The 15679-nt window shown below is 29.8% G+C and carries 16 protein-coding genes; 7 read left to right on the forward strand and 9 right to left on the reverse strand.

Annotated elements, in window-relative coordinates:
• Nucleotides 1–9: 9 nt before the first annotated feature.
• A complete protein-coding gene (gldE, locus tag C7447_RS02670) occupies nt 10–1305 on the forward strand; it encodes a gliding motility-associated protein GldE (protein ID WP_170245884.1) in 1296 nt (431 codons plus the stop codon).
• Nucleotides 1298–1849, forward strand: a complete 552-nt coding sequence (gene gldD / locus C7447_RS02675; RefSeq protein ID WP_148868635.1) for a gliding motility lipoprotein GldD — start codon at nt 1298–1300, stop codon at nt 1847–1849. The genes gldE and gldD overlap by 8 nt, the downstream gene beginning before the upstream one ends.
• On the opposite strand, the gene C7447_RS02680 is transcribed toward gldD, so the two are convergent.
• Nucleotides 1846–2868, reverse strand: a complete 1023-nt coding sequence (locus C7447_RS02680) for a COX15/CtaA family protein (protein ID WP_148868636.1) — start codon at nt 2866–2868, stop codon at nt 1846–1848. The genes gldD and C7447_RS02680 overlap by 4 nt on opposite strands.
• 84 nt (nt 2869–2952) lie before the next feature.
• Nucleotides 2953–3462: a cation transporter gene (locus C7447_RS02685; RefSeq protein ID WP_148868637.1), complete on the reverse strand. Its 510-nt coding sequence runs from the start codon at nt 3460–3462 to the stop codon at nt 2953–2955.
• Between the two features lie 92 nt (nt 3463–3554).
• On the opposite strand from C7447_RS02685, the gene C7447_RS02690 reads away from it, so the two are divergent.
• The 3 genes from C7447_RS02690 to rpmA all read left to right on the forward strand — a co-directional run bounded on the left by C7447_RS02690 (nt 3555) and on the right by rpmA (nt 5550).
• Nucleotides 3555–4427 carry a DMT family transporter gene (locus tag C7447_RS02690; RefSeq protein WP_148868638.1) on the forward strand — a complete coding sequence of 291 codons (873 nt, stop codon included), beginning with the start codon at nt 3555–3557 and terminating at the stop codon, nt 4425–4427.
• A gap of 183 nt (nt 4428–4610) precedes the next feature.
• The gene (gene rplU, locus C7447_RS02695; RefSeq protein WP_148868639.1) at nt 4611–5255 is read left to right on the forward strand and encodes a 50S ribosomal protein L21; all 645 of its coding nucleotides are present in this window, start codon (nt 4611–4613) and stop codon (nt 5253–5255) included.
• Nucleotides 5256–5289: 34 nt separating this feature from the next.
• Nucleotides 5290–5550, forward strand: coding sequence for a 50S ribosomal protein L27 (gene rpmA / locus C7447_RS02700; RefSeq protein WP_148868640.1), 261 nt, complete (start codon nt 5290–5292; stop codon nt 5548–5550).
• 190 nt (nt 5551–5740) lie between these two features.
• Here the strand turns inward: rpmA and C7447_RS02705 are convergent, their stop codons facing one another.
• The 3 genes from C7447_RS02705 to C7447_RS02715 all read right to left on the reverse strand — a co-directional run bounded on the left by C7447_RS02705 (nt 5741) and on the right by C7447_RS02715 (nt 7974).
• Nucleotides 5741–6406, reverse strand: a complete 666-nt coding sequence (locus C7447_RS02705) for an HD domain-containing protein (protein ID WP_148868641.1) — start codon at nt 6404–6406, stop codon at nt 5741–5743.
• 69 nt (nt 6407–6475) lie between these two features.
• A complete protein-coding gene (locus C7447_RS02710) occupies nt 6476–7483 on the reverse strand; it encodes an aspartate-semialdehyde dehydrogenase (protein WP_148868642.1) in 1008 nt (335 codons plus the stop codon).
• Between the two features lie 2 nt (nt 7484–7485).
• Nucleotides 7486–7974 (reverse strand): GNAT family N-acetyltransferase, encoded by a 489-nt coding sequence (locus tag C7447_RS02715; RefSeq protein ID WP_148868643.1) that lies wholly within the window; start codon nt 7972–7974, stop codon nt 7486–7488.
• 187 nt (nt 7975–8161) lie between these two features.
• Here C7447_RS02715 and trhO point away from each other — a divergent pair, with 187 nt between their 5' ends.
• Both trhO and dinB read left to right on the forward strand, forming a co-directional pair.
• A complete protein-coding gene (gene trhO / locus C7447_RS02720) occupies nt 8162–9208 on the forward strand; it encodes an oxygen-dependent tRNA uridine(34) hydroxylase TrhO (RefSeq protein WP_148868644.1) in 1047 nt (348 codons plus the stop codon).
• A gap of 45 nt (nt 9209–9253) precedes the next feature.
• Entirely contained in the window at nt 9254–10336 is a 1083-nt protein-coding gene (dinB, locus tag C7447_RS02725) for a DNA polymerase IV (RefSeq protein WP_148868645.1), read from the forward strand.
• Here dinB and C7447_RS02730 read toward each other — a convergent pair.
• The 4 genes from C7447_RS02730 to C7447_RS02745 form a co-directional block, all read right to left on the reverse strand.
• The gene (locus tag C7447_RS02730; RefSeq protein ID WP_148868646.1) at nt 10333–12258 is read right to left on the reverse strand and encodes a tetratricopeptide repeat-containing sensor histidine kinase; all 1926 of its coding nucleotides are present in this window, start codon (nt 12256–12258) and stop codon (nt 10333–10335) included. The genes dinB and C7447_RS02730 overlap by 4 nt on opposite strands.
• The gene (locus tag C7447_RS02735; RefSeq protein WP_148868647.1) at nt 12258–13001 is read right to left on the reverse strand and encodes a LytR/AlgR family response regulator transcription factor; all 744 of its coding nucleotides are present in this window, start codon (nt 12999–13001) and stop codon (nt 12258–12260) included. Before C7447_RS02735 ends, C7447_RS02730 begins: the two co-directional genes overlap by 1 nt.
• A 402-nt stretch (nt 13002–13403) precedes the next feature.
• Nucleotides 13404–14186 (reverse strand): enoyl-CoA hydratase/isomerase family protein, encoded by a 783-nt coding sequence (locus C7447_RS02740; protein ID WP_148868648.1) that lies wholly within the window; start codon nt 14184–14186, stop codon nt 13404–13406.
• Nucleotides 14187–14189: 3 nt separating this feature from the next.
• Complete coding sequence (locus C7447_RS02745; RefSeq protein ID WP_148868649.1) at nt 14190–15602, reverse strand: sensor histidine kinase; 1413 nt, start codon at nt 15600–15602, stop codon at nt 14190–14192.
• Between the last annotated feature and the right edge of the window lie 77 nt (nt 15603–15679).

Genomic DNA, 15679 nt, shown 5'->3' on the forward strand with positions numbered 1-15679 from the left:
TTTTAAAATTTGGATCCAGACCCCGAACTTTTATTAATTTCTAGTTTTAGTTTTTTAACCACGCTTAATTTTATTGTTTTGTTGGTTCTACTTATTTGTTCTGCCTTAATATCTGGAGCAGAAGTGGCTTTTTTTTCATTATCTCAAACAGAAATTGATGAGTTGTCAGAAAAAACTAAAGGAAAAAACGCTGTTGTACAGCTGCTAGAAGATCCTAAAAAACTACTGGGAACCGTTTTAATAACTAACAATTTTATTAATATTCTTATTGTATTGTTGTTTGCCATATTAGGCGAAGTGCTTTTTAGTTCTTTATCAGGAACGATTAAGTTTTTGGTAGAAGTCGTGCTGGTAACTTTTTTAATTTTATTATTTGGAGAGGTTCTTCCAAAAGTATATGCTACAAGAAAGTCAATGCAGTTTGCTAATTTTATGGCAAAGCCCATAAAAGTATTGAACATAATCTTAACGCCTTTAAGTTTGCCTCTTATTTCATTGACAAATTTAATAGAAAACAAACTAGGTAATAAAAACAATAATTTATCGGTAGAAAGATTATCACAAGCCTTAGAATTAACATCAGATAACGCTACGACTAAAGATGAACAGAAAATTTTAGAAGGGATTGTAACCTTTGGAAATACAGAAACGGTACAGATTATGAAGCCACGTACAGATGTTTGTGCTATTTCTAGTGCAGAACCTTACGAGCAAGTTTTAGAAACGATTTTAAAAAACGGATATTCTAGAAACCCTGTTTATGAAGAGAATATTGATAAAATTATAGGGGTTCTATATGCTAAAGATTTATTAGCACATCTCAATAAAAAGGAGTTTAATTGGCAAGAATTAATTAGAGAGCCATTTTTTGTGCCAGAAAATAAAAAATTAGATGATTTATTAAGTGAGTTTCAAGAGAAAAAAAATCATTTAGCGGTAGTTGTAGATGAATATGGCGGAACAAGTGGAATCGTGACCTTAGAAGACGTTATTGAAGAGATTGTAGGTGACATTAACGACGAGTTTGATGATGAAGATTTATCTTACTCTAAAATAGATGAGAACAATTATATTTTTGATGGAAAAATAACCATTAAAGATTTTTGTCGTGTGTTAGATGATGAAGATGAAGACAAGTTTGAAGAAGAGAAAGGGGAAAGTGAAACGTTAGCAGGTTTTATTCTTGAAGTTTCTGGTAAGTTTCCTAAGAAGGGAGATAAAATAAATTTTAAAAACTATATGTTTACTATTGAGTCTTTAGATAGAAGGCGTATAAAACAGGTTAAAGCCACACGAAATGCGTAATTTTTTTTACTTGTTAATAGTATTTATGACGTTGAGTTGTGGTAAAGAAACCATGCCTAAACCTAAAGGGTATTTAAGTTTAAATTATCCTAAAAAAGAATTCGCTAAATTAAATATTGAAAGACCTTACACTTTTGAGATTGCTAAAAATGCTAAAGTAATAAGCTTGCCTAAAAATTGGTTAAAAATTGATTACCCAGATTTAAAAGCAACGGTTGATATTACGTACAGACCCGTTCAGAATAATTTAAAAGAATTATTAATGGAGGCTGAAAAATTAGTATTTGAGCATACGGTTAAAGCAGATCAAATAGCGTCTAATAATTTTGAAAACAAAAAAAATAAAGTATTCGGGAGTATCTATGATATCACAGGGAATTCTGCATCTCAAGTGCAATTTCATGTTACCGATAGCACGAAACACTTTTTAAAGGGATCTTTATTTTTTCAAACAAGACCAAACTACGATAGTATTCTTCCTGCTGTAAACTACATTAAACAAGATATGATTCGGATGATGGAAACGTTAGAGTGGAAGGACTAATTAATAGCTATTTTTCTACTCTGTAACCATAAATAAAACTGTAAACCAAATAAAACAGCACCCGCTAATAAATGGGTTGCTTGTGTTCCTAAAGGAAATTCAGCATAATACATTAAAATTCCAGTAATCGTTTCTAAAAAGATTAAAAAGATAATCCAGTTTACAAGTTTGTAACCTAGACTTTTAATTTGGTTTAAATATAACATTCCAAAATTCACTAATACAATGGCAATAGTAAAAGAACGATGGAAGTAAAATTTAAAACTTGGATTTAGCAAACTATAATGTTTGTTTTCAAATCCGTAGAGCTTTACTTGTTCATCTATAAACTGACGAACTTGGGTTCCCATAGCTATTTGAATTAATGTAAAGACTACAGAAACAATCAGAAGTTTGTTGAACAAAGAATGGTATTTGTAAGTAGTTTTTTTCTCCGTAATTATATATAAAACCATCAATAATAAGGCTACAATTATCAATCCAATAACCATATGAATAGTGATTATTGTTGGTTTTAAGTTCGTGTCCACTACTGTTTTGCCTAGCCAAGCTTCAAAAAGCATTAAGAAAAAAGCGCAAAAAGCGAGCAGCGGGATTGTTTTATTTTCTCTCCAAAATTTAGCTGAAACAAATATTAGTAATAAAAAAGGAATTCCAGCTAAAGCTGAGGATAACCGATTTATATATTCTGTCCAAGTATGGTATTTGTTAAACTTTGCGTAATTGTGCTTGGTATATTTCTTCCAGTTGTTAGGTTTAAATTCTGATGAGGTTTTTAAATCGTTTTCGGCAACAAAAAGAGCTTCGTTTTTAACGATGATCATCCCTTTTTTAAACTCTTTGTTTGGTTGCCAAGTAATTTGTTCTTCGGAAGTTGGAGGAATGTAATATCCAAAACATTTTGGCCAATCAGGGCAACCCATTCCAGACCCTGTCATGCGAACTACAGCACCTGCTAAAAAGATTAGATAAACTGAAATTAACGTGATTTTGACAATAAGTGAGAATCGTTTTTTCATCCAAAGAAAATTTAAGCAAAGATAAAGTAAACGCATAAAAAAAGCTCCTGAATACAGGAGCCTTTTTTATATAATATGTTAGAATTATGCTTTTTTAGTAGTGCAACATTCTTTTTTGCAATCTGCAGTACAAGTCTTAGCTTCTTTTTTTGCACAACACTCTTTTTTACAGTCAGCAGAACAAGTTTTTGCTGTTGTTTTTTCAGTACACGTTTTGGTACATTCGGCAGGGTTACAATTTTTTTTAGTTGCTTCAATAGCTTTGTAAGTATCTCCTGTTCCGACACCTTCTACAAAAGCAATTAAGTTAGTTTTGTCAACTTTAGAAGCATCGTATTTAATTGTTGCAATACTGTCGTTAAAAACAACTTTAGCTTCTAAAACACCTTCTTTTTTTGCTAATTTAGATTCAATAGTTTTTGCGCAACCTATTTCGCAAGTCATTCCAGAAATGTTTAACGACAATTCTTTTGTGTTTTCAGCTAAAACTTCTTTAACCTCTGTTTTTGTTTCTGTTTTTTCTGCTTCTTTTTTACATCCAGTAAAAACAAAACCAGCAATCGCTAAAGCGAATAATATTTTTTGAATTTTCATTTTTTACAATAATTAATTTGTTGTGCAAATTTATAAAAAAAAGATATTAATCCACTTAAATAAGCGATTTTTGTCCATCAAACTAACTCATTATGAATAACCAACGACAAAAATGGATTTATTTAAGTGTACTCGCTCTAGTTTGGGGGAGTTCTTTTATTTTAATGAAAAAGGCGTTGGTAGGGTTAACGCCAATACAAGTTGGAGCACTTCGTATTTTAATTACTTCTGTTTTATTAGGGTTGATTGGTTTTAAAAGTTTAAAAAAAATAAAAAAACATCATTGGAAGTATGTTTTTGCTAGTGCTTTATTAGGAACTCTTTTTCCTTCATTTTTATTTGCTTTTGCAATTCAAGGGATAGATAGTTCAATAGCATCAATTTTAAATTCACTTACTCCCTTTAATACATTTCTTTTTGGGTCATTAGCTTTTGGTTTTGCTTTTAGAAAAAAACAATTTATAGGAATTTTAGTGGGTTTATTAGGGACTGTTATTTTAATTTTAAAAGGTGCAGATTTAAACCCAAACCAAAATTATTGGTATGCATTATTGCCTATTATTTCTTCTGTAGGATATGCTTTTAATGTAAATATTATTAAAAAGTATTTGCAAGACTTAGAGCCTTTAGCCATAACAACAGGAAACTTTGTTTTAATTTTTTTTCCAGCGTTAAGTGTTTTGGTTTATACCAGGTTTTTTAGTGAGTTTGAATTAACATCAGAAACAAAACCTGCCTTATTATATATTTCAATTCTAGCAATTTTTGGCACGGCCATAGCAAAGGTGATGTTTAATAAATTGATACATATTTCATCACCTGTATTTTCAAGTTCGGTAACCTATTTAATTCCAATAGTAGCTGTAGTTTGGGGTTTTTTTGATGGAGAGAAATTAAGTTTGATTCAGTTACTTGCAGGAGCAATTATATTATTAGGTGTATATTTAGTAAATAAAGCAAAATAAAAATTTAAGACGTCATTAAAATAACACTAAAAACACTTTTAAATGAATGGTTAACAAGCTTGTTTTTAATTATTTAATTTTATTGTAAATAGATTGTAATATAACAAAAAAGATGTATATTTGCACCCGCATTTTCTTTAAGAAAGTGTATAATTAATTAAGTATAAACGCAAAACAAATAGTATGTACGCAATCGTAGAGATAGCAGGGCAGCAGTTTAAAGTAGCAAAAGACCAAAAAGTTTACGTTCACCGTTTACAAGAGGCAGAAGGATCAAAAGTAACTTTTGATAAAGTAATGCTAATTGAAGATAAAGGAAATGTAACTATTGGCGCCCCAGCTATAGAAGGTGCAGGAGTAACTGCAAAAATTTTAGGTCACTTAAAAGGTGAAAAAGTAATCGTTTTCAAGAAGAAAAGAAGAAAAGGTTACAAAAAGAAAAACGGACATCGTCAATATTTAAGCGAAATTCAAATTGAAAGCATTGCTGCTTCAGGTGTAAAAGCATCTAAAAAAGCTGCTCCAAAGAAAGAAGCTAAAAAAGTAGAGGCTAAAAAGGCTGCTCCAAAAGCATCTGGAAAAGCAGATGATTTAAAGAAAATCGAAGGAATTGGTCCAAAAATTGCTGAAACTTTAGTTGCTGCAGGAGTTGCAACATATGCAGATTTAGCAAAAACAGCACCTGCTAAAATTTCTGAAATTATCGCTGGAGTACGTGGAAATCACGTAACAGATACTTGGCCAACTCAAGCAGGTTTAGCTGCAGATGGTAAGTGGGATGAATTAAAAGAATTACAAGATAGATTAGACGGAGGCGTTGAAAAATAAATCCGTAAAGTTTAACCTATAAAAACAATAAAAGATGGCTCATAAGAAAGGTGTCGGTAGTTCGAAGAACGGTCGTGAATCGGAATCGAAACGATTAGGAGTAAAGATTTTTGGTGGACAAGCTGCAATTGCAGGTAATATTATTGTTCGTCAAAGAGGAACAACTCACAACCCAGGTGAAAATGTTTACATGGGAAAAGATCATACTTTACATGCTAAAGTTGATGGTATTGTTGAGTTTAGAAAGAAAAGAGATAACAAATCATACGTTTCTATTACTCCTTTCGAGGCTTAGAAATAAACTGATATAGAATACAAAAGCTCAAACTTAACGTTTGAGCTTTTTTTGTAATTAGGGATTACAAAACTTTAAGGGGTGTAAAATTATTACACAATAAATTTAAATTAAATATATATTATATTCAAGAAAAAAATTGTTTTTTAATTAAAAATCAATATATGGCAGTTGTTTTTTTGTTTAATTATTATAGTTTTGGTTGTTTCTTTGCGTTCCATTCAATATAAAATTGATTCAGAAAAGCTTCCATAAAAAAATGTCTTTCTTCTGCTAATTTTTTACCAGATTCGGTGTTCATTTTATCCTTTAATAATAATAATTTTTCATAAAAATGATTGATAGTTGGTGCAGTTGATTTTTTATACTCATCTTTAGTCATATTTAAATTTGGTGGAATTTCAGGATTGTATAGCTCTCTGTTTTTAAATCCACCATAATTAAAACAACGAGCAATACCAATAGCTCCTATTGCGTCTAATCGATCAGCATCTTGAACAACATCTAGCTCTGGAGACGTAAATTGTTGTTCAAAGTTTCCGCCTTTAAAAGAGATGTTTTTAATAATGTTTTCTACATGAATTATAGTTGTCTCGTCTACTTGTTGATTTTTAAGAAATAGCCTTGCTTTTTTAGGCCCAATAGTTTCGTCTCCATTATAAAATTTACTATCAGCAATATCATGTAATAATGCACCCAGAGCTACAATAAAACCATCAACTTTTTCATCTTTGGCAATTAATAAAGAGTTTTTGTAAACGCGTTCTATATGAAAATAATCATGCCCTCCTTCGGCTCCTTTAAGGGTTTCTTTTACAAAATTGATGGTGTTTTGTATAATTTGTTCTGTATTCATTTTTCAAAAATAATGAATAAAAAACCCCACGTTAATTAACGTGGGGTTTTTGTCTAATATTTTTAGTTTTTATGCAGTAACTGAATTTTTAATAAGATTATTTACAACTAAATATTCAGCAATTTGAATAGTATTTGTAGCAGCACCTTTACGTAAGTTGTCAGAAACAATCCACATATTTAATGAGTTGGGTTGCGATAAATCTCTTCGAATTCTACCTACAAAAACATCATCTTTTCCTTCGGCAAAAAAAGGCATTGGATACACATTGTTTTCAATATCATCTTGAACGATAACACCATCGGTTTCCGTTAATATTTTGCGAATGTCTTGTATTTCAAAATGATTTTCAAATTCAATATTTACAGCTTCAGAATGACCACCAACAACGGGAATTCTTACAGATGTAGCTGTAATGCCTATACTAGGGTCGCTTAAAATTTTATGTGTTTCTCTAACCAATTTTAACTCCTCTTTTGTATAACCAGCCTCTTCAAAAACATCGCAATGTGGTAATGCGTTTTTGTGAATTTGATGCGGATAAGCAGCTTCTCCTTCAATTCCTTTAGATTCATTTTCTAACTGTTGAACTGCTTTTACACCTGTGCCTGTTATTGATTGGTAGGTAGAAATAACCAAACGTTTAATCTCGTATTTTTTATGTAATGGTGCCAAAGCCATTACCAATTGAATCGTAGAACAATTAGGATTGGCAATTATTTTATCATTTTCTGTTAACTCTGAAGCATTAATTTCTGGAACGATTAATTTTTTAGAAGGATCCATTCTCCATGCAGATGAATTATCAATCACTGTTGTGCCAACTTCAGCGAATTTAGGAGCCCATTCTAATGAGGTGTTTCCACCAGCAGAAAACAAAGCAACATCAGGCTGCATGGTAACAGCTTCTTTTAAACCAACAATGGTATAGTTTTGACCTTTAAATTCTATTTGTTTTCCTATAGAACGTTCTGATGCTACAGGAATTAATTCTGTTACCGGAAAATTTCTTTCTGCTAAAACTTGCAACATAACGTTTCCTACCATTCCTGTTGCACCTACTACTGCTACTCTCATTTTTATTTTTTTAAGATTAATTGCCAATAACCAACATCAACCCATTTGTTAAATTTATATCCTATTTCTTTAAAATGTGCCGCTTTTTTAAACCCAAATTTTTCATGTAGTTTAACACTTGCTTCATTAGGTAATGAAATTCCACCCATTAAAACATGCACATCTAATTCTTTTAGTTTACTTATTACCGCATCATATAACAACGAACCAATTCCTTTCGATGTTGTGTCTGGATTTAAATATACCATTAACTGAACACTTTTTTTATAACCACTTCTTGTTTTCCAAGCGCTTGCATTTGCAAAGCCAAGAATTTGGTTATTTACTTCGTAAACAAACCAAGGAAATTTTTTAGTTATATTTTTTATTTCATCTTTAAAATATTCTTCAGAGACTTCTTGTTCTTCAAGTGTTGCAACTGAAGTTCTTACATAATAATTGTAAATATTGGTAATTGTTGCAGCGTCTTGTAAAGTTACTTTTCGAATCATTTAATGAAAAAATAGTCTATGCAAATTTCAATAAAAAATAAATTCAAAAGATATTAAAACGTTAAAAAATCTCTTAATGTTATAAATTAAACATATTCTATTAAAAAACATGGTTTTTATTACTAAAACCTCAAAAATCAGTACATTTGCAGCATAAAAAATATTGTTTAACTTAAAAAAGTATAGCATGCAACTGTACAACAAGTTAAGCGCAGAAGAACGCGCTAAATTAATAGACGAAGCGGGAAAAGACCGTATTACCATTTCATTCTATCAATACCATAAGATAGAAAACCCACAATTATTTAGAGATAAATTGTTCCTTGAATGGGATCAATTAGAAGTTTTAGGAAGAACATATGTTTCCTATGAAGGAATTAATGCACAAATCTCTGTTCCTTCGGAAAATTTTTTATCCTTAAAAGAACAATTAGATAGTATTTCATTTTTAAACGGAATTAGACTTAATGTAGCTGTTGAACACGATAACAAGTCGTTTTTAAAATTAAAAGTTAAAGTCCGTAATAAAATCGTGGCAGATGGTTTAAATGATGAAACGTTTGATGTTACCAATAAAGGTGTGCATCTTAATGCGAAAGAGTTTAATGAAATGCTAGCAAATCCCAATACAGTTTGTGTGGATATGCGAAATCATTACGAAAGTGAAATTGGACATTTTGATGGCGCAATTACACCAGATGTTGATACTTTTAGAGATTCTTTAGATATTATTGAAGAAGATTTAAAAGACAATAAAGAAGATAAAAACTTGTTGATGTATTGTACTGGAGGAATCCGTTGTGAAAAAGCATCTGCATATTACAAACACAAAGGTTTTAAGAACGTTTTTCAGTTAGAGGGCGGAATTATTGAGTACACACGTCAAGTGAACGCAGAAGGTATCGAAAATAAGTTTTTAGGTAAGAATTTTGTGTTTGACCATCGTCGTGCGGAAAAAATTTCTGATGATGTAATTGCTAATTGTCATCAATGCGGTAAAAGTTGCGATTCTCATACTAATTGTGCTAATGAAGCATGTCATTTATTATTTATTCAATGTGATGAATGTGCAGAGCAAATGGAAAATACGTGTTCTGTAGAATGCCAAGAAATAATCCGTTTACCTTTTGAAAAACAAAAAGAATTACGAAAAGGGACACATGCCAGTAATAAAATCTTTAAAAAAGGTAGATCCGAAAAGCTTAAGTTTCAAAAAGGAAACACTTGTAGTTAATAAAATTTAAAGCTCTCCTTCGAGAGCTTTTTTTAATTTTACATTGTGCAATTACAACCACCATATAGAAAAATAATTCATGTAGATATGGATGCTTTTTATGCATCTGTAGAGCAATTAGATAATCCTGATTTAATGGGGAAACCTGTTGCTGTAGGCGGAAGTGAAATTAGAGGTGTAGTTTCCGCAGCAAGTTATGAAGCAAGAAAATTTGGAGTTAGATCTGCAATGAGTGGCGTATTAGCAAAAAAGAAATGTCCGCACTTAATATTTGTACCTCCTCGTTTTGATCGTTACAAAGAAATTTCAGCAAAAATTAGAAGTATTTTTTACGATTATACCGATTTGGTAGAGCCACTGTCTTTAGATGAAGCTTATTTAGATGTTACTGAAAATAAAAAAAGAAATCCATCGGCTAGTGTGATCGCACAAGAAATTAGAGAGCGAATTTGGAATGAGTTACAGTTACGAGCCTCCGCAGGAATATCAATTAATAAATTTATAGCGAAAGTAGCTTCTGATATTAATAAACCGAACGGACAAAAAACAATAAACCCAGAAGATGTAATGACATTTTTAGAGCAATTATCTGTAAATAAGTTTTATGGTGTAGGTAAGGTTACGGCTGCTAAAATGCATAATAACGGTATTTTTACAGGATTCGATTTAAAGAAAAAATCACTTGAGGAGTTAACCGCACTTTTCGGTAAATCAGGAAAGCATTATTACAATATTGTTCGTGGTATTCATAATAGTATTGTAAAGCCTGACAGAATTCGTAAATCGATAGCAGCAGAACGTACTTTTAATGAGAATTTATCTTCAGAAATATTTATGCTTGAACGTTTAGAGAAAATTGCTGATGAGCTTGAGCGAAGAATGATGAAATCTAAAACTAAAGGAAAAACAGTTACATTAAAGATTAAATATAGTGACTTTACTCAACAAACACGTAGTAAAACGGTAAATCATTTTATTGCAAAAAAAGATGATTTCATACCTGTTGTAAAAGAGTTGTTGTTTCAAGAAAAATTAAAAAACTCTGTGCGTTTATTGGGAATTTCTTTTAGTAATTTAGATTCAGAAAAAAAAGAACCAGTTTGGGTTCAGTTAGAGTTTAATTTTTAATATAAAGGAATTTGTAATGATACTTTTGTACCTGCTGAATTTCCTTTTTCATCTATTAAATCTTGATAGTTTAGCGAAAATTCCCCAGAAAAATCGTTACAAAAAGTTTTCATTCTTTCAATAGTTAAATCAATACCTATTGATTTCCTTTTTAACGATTTCCTTTTTTTAATATTTAAGGCAGCATCCCTACCAATACCATTGTCAGTAATACTTATTACAATTAGGTTTTTAGAAACTTTCTCCGCTTCTAAAATTATTTCTTTTTCCCCTTCTTTAGAAGAAAGACCATGCCAAATAGCATTTTCTAAAAAAGGTTGTAAAACCAACGGAGGTAATTTTATAGTGTCTGTATTTAAATATGGATGGATTCTTTCAATGTATTTTATTTCATTTGAAAAGCGAATATTTTCAATACTCATATATAAGTTCATCGTATTAAGTTCTTCTCTTAAACTAACTTCTTTTACTTTAGATACATCAAGTATGTTTCGGATAAGTTTAGAAAATTTATTTAAATAATAAACAGCATTTTTTTGTTCGTTGTTAATAATATATAGTTTAATAGAGTTTAAAGCATTAAAAATAAAATGAGGATTCATTTGAGTTTGTAATGCTTGTTGCTCTAACAATAATATTCTTTGGTCATTTTTTAATAAACGCTGTCTGTAAACAGAATACAAAGCAACACTTAACAAAGCAATTGAAACTAAGGTAATAATTAAGATATTTCTGTTTCTGGCTAACTGAAGAGTTTTAATTTTTGTAATATTTTCAAGATTGTTAATTTCGTTTATTTTTGATTGAAGATCATGTTTAGCAATTAAGTTGTTTACATAAACAATGTTTCTTTGTCCTAAGGTTTTTTTCTCTTCTTCAATCCCTTTTTTATAAAATATATAAGCTTTTTCGCTATTGTTGGTTTTTTCAAATAACTCAGCTAAACGAAAAGGAACCTCAATTTGAATATGTTTAACGTTGTATTTTTCTGAAATTTCAAGAGCTTCTATTAAATTATTTTTTGCATTTTCATAATCCTCAACTTTTAGTCTAGCCCAACCTAAGTTACTTAGTGTTTGCGAAACGTAATATTGATCATTTAAATTTACAGCGATAGGGTATATTTCTTCTATAATTTTTAGAGCTTGTTGATAATCCCCTTTTTTTATTAAGGTGCTACAAATACTATTCTTGCAAATTATTTCGCCAAGAGTTGAGTTTATTTCTTTGTTATACATCAAAGATTTATTGTAACTAGCTAAGGCTTCATCAAACAAATTTAAATGCTCTTGAGCATTTCCAATATTTTGAAAATTAATAGCTAAGCCTCTTTTGTTATTTAACTCTTCTTGAAATTCTAAAGATTTATTAAATTGTTGAAGAGCAAGATTGTATTGTCTTAAGGTGATGTATATGTTCCCAATACTATTTTCAGAAACACTTATACTTTTTTTATTCTCAAGAGTAGGATTTTTAATTCGTTTCGCAAGAGATAAAGCAGATTGATGATAATCTAGAGCGTTTCTTATATCATCTTGTCTTCGATAAATTACTCCAATTAAGTTTAAACATAAAATTTGAGGATCTATAAAGTTGTTTTCCTTACATATAGCTAGTGCTTTTTGATGGTATTTTAAAGCTGTTTTATAATCAGAATTGTTTCTATAGTGTTTTCCAAGGCTATTAAGTGCGTAAACTTCTCCTATTTTATAACCAACTGCATTACATTGTTCGTAAAAATCTTCTGCTTCTTTTAAAGAAAGCCCTTTTTTACTTAAATAAGAATCTAAGCTAAAATAATCTTTTGGTTTGTCTTTTAATATTTTAATTATAAAATCTGAGTCATTACTTTTATCTTTTTTTTGTAGAGTGATAAAAGAAAATAAAAAGACAAAAAGATAAAGAGGAAGATTAAAGGTCATTAGATTTTATCTAAAAATTCGGCTTTACGTTGTCTAGAGACTGGGATTTTATGATTGTTTTCAATTACTACATATCCATCCGTTTTATAAAACTCCTTAATTTTATCTAAATTGATAATAAATGAATTATGAATTCTAAAAAAATGATTTTTTGGGAGTAATTCGTTAACTTCTTTTAGTTTTTTAGTTAAAACAATTTTTTTATTTTCTGTAGTATGTATTGAGCTATAATTACCATCAGATTCAACAAAAAGAATTTCTGAAGGCTCTAAAAACAACAGTTTTCCATCTGTACTAATTATTATCTTTTTTTGATTGAATTTTTTATTAAAACTAAGAAGTATTTCTTCAAACTTTTCTTCAGTATCTACTTGAGTTGTTTGTTTGTTAAATTTTTTTATTTTCTTTAAACATTGCTCTAAATCATCTGAGTCTACAGGTTTTAAAAGATAATCTATAGCTTCTTTTTTTAAAGCTTCAATAGCATATTCGTTATATGCAGTTGTGATAACGATTGCAAAATCTTTTTTTGTGAGTTTTTCAATAAATTGAAAGCCATCCATTGTTGGCATTTCAATATCTAAAAACAAACAATCAATTTTTTTAGTTTCTAAAAAAGATAAGGCTTCTTCAGGTTTATTAAAGGTTTCTAAAATTTCTATATCGTCATTAAAGTTTGAAAGCTCCCAAGACAAGCTCTTAATCGCTTTTTCTTCATCGTCAACAATAACTGCTCTTAACATAAATGAGGGGATTTAACAATTTTTTTTGCAATTTATACAAAAAAATAAACCATTTATACATATTTGTTGTTTTTTTGAGATTTTTGATTAAAATTTTTAATCAAAGACGTCTTTTTTTGATGGAACTTAACAAAATTTAAAAACAGATTATATTTAACCAATTGTAAATTTATTCATTCCATTTATACAAAATAACAAGATCTTTTCTTCTTTATTTATTAAGTTTTATTTTTATATACGATATTGAAAGGGGTTTTACTAACGAAAAATTAAGTGGAATAATATTTTTTAAAAAGAAACTTGGTTTATACCGTTTTTTTTTATATGTTTACTATCTAGCTGTAAAAAGCTAGTTTAATCCCCAATAAAAATAAGGCATTCTAATATTAGAATGCCTTATTTTTATTTATTAGGAAAAGTAGCTTTTCTTTTTTCTAAAAAAGCAGTAGTTCCTTCCTTAAAATCTGCTGTACCAAAACAAGCTCCAAATTGTTCAATTTCTGTATTAAATCCGTTTACGCCATCCTTAAAGTTAGCGTTAACAGCATTAATGGCTTTGCTAATTGCAACAGAAGAATTTCTCATTATTTTGCCTGCTAACCTTTCAGCTAAAGGAAACAAATCTTCAGGCGTAACTACATAATTTACCAATCCATATTCTTTAGCTTCATCAGCAGAAATCATTCCTGCAGTCATAATTAACTCCATCGCTTTACCTTTTCCTATAAGTTGTGGTAAACGTTGCGTTCCTCCATAACCAGGTATAACACCTAAAGAAGTTTCTGGTAATCCCATTTTTGCATTATCAGACGCAATTCTAAAATGACAAGCCATAGCCAATTCTAAACCACCACCAAGAGCAAATCCATTAACCAAAGCAATAACAGGAGTCGATAAATTCTCCACGAAATCAAATAATATTTCTTGCCCTTTTGCGGCTAGCTTGCCTCCATCTTGTACCGAGAAATGTGCAAACTCAGAAATATCAGCACCAGCGACAAAAGCTTTTTCTCCACTTCCTGTAATTAGAATTACTTTTACAGACTTATCTTCATTTAAGTTTTTAAAAGCATGGTGTAATTCTTCTATAGTAGCTTTATTTAAAGCATTTAATTTTTTAGGCCTGTTAATAGTTATAGTTCCTAATCCGTTGTTATTATCAACTAAAATGTTTTCGAAATTCATGGTTTAAATTTTTGGTAAAATTATAGTAAAAACGGTACCAATACCTTCAGTTGAAGTAAAAGAAATAGTTCCGTTATAAGCTTCAATAATATTTTTAATCATCGGCAAACCAAGTCCCATTCCGCTTGATTTGGTTGTAAATTTTGGTTCAAAAATAAGTTCTTTATTCTTGTCAGAAATCCCTTTCCCGTTATCGGAAACAGTAATAACTACGTTATTTCCTTCTGAGGCAACTTTTACTTCTATTTTAGGATTCTTTTCATTAATTTTTATAGCTTGAATAGCATTTTTAACCAGATTTGTAATAACTCTAATAAGTTGTGTTTTATCTAAATTAGCATACAATTCTTTTTCTTGAGGATAATAATGAATGTAATCTTCATGGAAGATATCTAATGCATGTTTTACAACATCGACTACATCTAATTCTTCTTTTCTTTGAGATGGCATTTTAGCAAAGTCAGAAAAAGCAGAAGCGATTGAACTCATTACATCTATTTGTTGAATAAGAGTATCACTATATTCTGTCATTTTTTCTCTAACCTCAGGGTCTTTAGGATCAAATTTTCTGTGAAAACTTTGAACAGATAAACGCATAGGGGTTAAAGGATTCTTAATTTCATGTGCTACTTGTTTTGCCATTTCTCTCCAAGCTTGTTCACGTTCACTTTGTGCAAGTTTAACAGCACTATCTTCTAATTGGTCTATCATATTATTATAGGCATCAACCAACGAGTTAATTTCTGAACTGGCTGAATCTAACGTAATCTTTTCGTTCCGTTTGTTTAATCGAGTTTCTTTAATTTTTTCAGAAATAGTTTGAATTGAACGAGTAATGTAGCTCGATAAAAAGTATGCCAAAGCAATCGCTATTAAAAGCATTAATAAATACACTAATAAAAGGCGTAACATAAATTCACGTAACTCTGTTTTTTGTTCTTCATTATCTTGGGCAATACGTAGTTCTAAAATTCCAATTCGTTTAAAACGAGGGTCGTTAATATAGGTGTAAGAGGATTGGTATGTAATTCCCTTTTCGGTTCTACTTTTAAAAATTTTATGATTTGAATTATTTCCTAATTCATTAACCACTTCTTCAGATAAAGGAGTTTCATCTATTTTTTCAAAATCGAAAGGAATGGAAGATTTTAATAAATTTCCATTCATGTCGTACATTGAAATTGTTAGGTTATGGACAGTAGCTATATCATAAATTCGATCCTGAAAGATTTTAGATAAATTTTCTGTATTTACTAGGTAAGTTGTTTTTCGTTTTAATTCAATTTCAATATCATGTCTCGTAGAACTTTCTTTTCTTCCAAAACGTTGAATATTATAATCTTTTGTTTGCTCATCGTATTGGTAAATAGTTACGAGAGCAATTAAAACAGAAGCCAATAATACCAGAAGTATCATTGATAAAAAGATTCGAATTCGTAACGATATGTTATTTAGATTCATAAACTATTTAAGTTCTATTCTTTTATGTTAAG

The organism is Tenacibaculum adriaticum, assembly GCF_008124875.1.
Lineage (GTDB): Bacteria > Bacteroidota > Bacteroidia > Flavobacteriales > Flavobacteriaceae > Polaribacter > Polaribacter adriaticus.

Excerpts from the sequence above, each read along its gene's own strand:
- gldD (WP_148868635.1), top strand. The coding sequence starts at position 1,298 with ATGCGTAATTTTTTTTACTTGTTAATAGTATTTATGACGTTGAGTTGT.
- C7447_RS02680 (WP_148868636.1), bottom strand. The coding sequence starts at position 2,868 with ATGAAAAAACGATTCTCACTTATTGTCAAAATCACGTTAATTTCAGTT.
- C7447_RS02685 (WP_148868637.1), bottom strand. The coding sequence starts at position 3,462 with ATGAAAATTCAAAAAATATTATTCGCTTTAGCGATTGCTGGTTTTGTT.
- C7447_RS02690 (WP_148868638.1), top strand. The coding sequence starts at position 3,555 with ATGAATAACCAACGACAAAAATGGATTTATTTAAGTGTACTCGCTCTA.
- rplU (WP_148868639.1), top strand. The coding sequence starts at position 4,611 with ATGTACGCAATCGTAGAGATAGCAGGGCAGCAGTTTAAAGTAGCAAAA.
- rpmA (WP_148868640.1), top strand. The coding sequence starts at position 5,290 with ATGGCTCATAAGAAAGGTGTCGGTAGTTCGAAGAACGGTCGTGAATCG.
- C7447_RS02705 (WP_148868641.1), bottom strand. The coding sequence starts at position 6,406 with ATGAATACAGAACAAATTATACAAAACACCATCAATTTTGTAAAAGAA.
- C7447_RS02710 (WP_148868642.1), bottom strand. The coding sequence starts at position 7,483 with ATGAGAGTAGCAGTAGTAGGTGCAACAGGAATGGTAGGAAACGTTATG.
- C7447_RS02715 (WP_148868643.1), bottom strand. The coding sequence starts at position 7,974 with ATGATTCGAAAAGTAACTTTACAAGACGCTGCAACAATTACCAATATT.
- trhO (WP_148868644.1), top strand. The coding sequence starts at position 8,162 with ATGCAACTGTACAACAAGTTAAGCGCAGAAGAACGCGCTAAATTAATA.
- C7447_RS02730 (WP_148868646.1), bottom strand. The coding sequence starts at position 12,258 with ATGACCTTTAATCTTCCTCTTTATCTTTTTGTCTTTTTATTTTCTTTT.
- C7447_RS02735 (WP_148868647.1), bottom strand. The coding sequence starts at position 13,001 with ATGTTAAGAGCAGTTATTGTTGACGATGAAGAAAAAGCGATTAAGAGC.
- C7447_RS02740 (WP_148868648.1), bottom strand. The coding sequence starts at position 14,186 with ATGAATTTCGAAAACATTTTAGTTGATAATAACAACGGATTAGGAACT.
- C7447_RS02745 (WP_148868649.1), bottom strand. The coding sequence starts at position 15,602 with ATGATACTTCTGGTATTATTGGCTTCTGTTTTAATTGCTCTCGTAACT.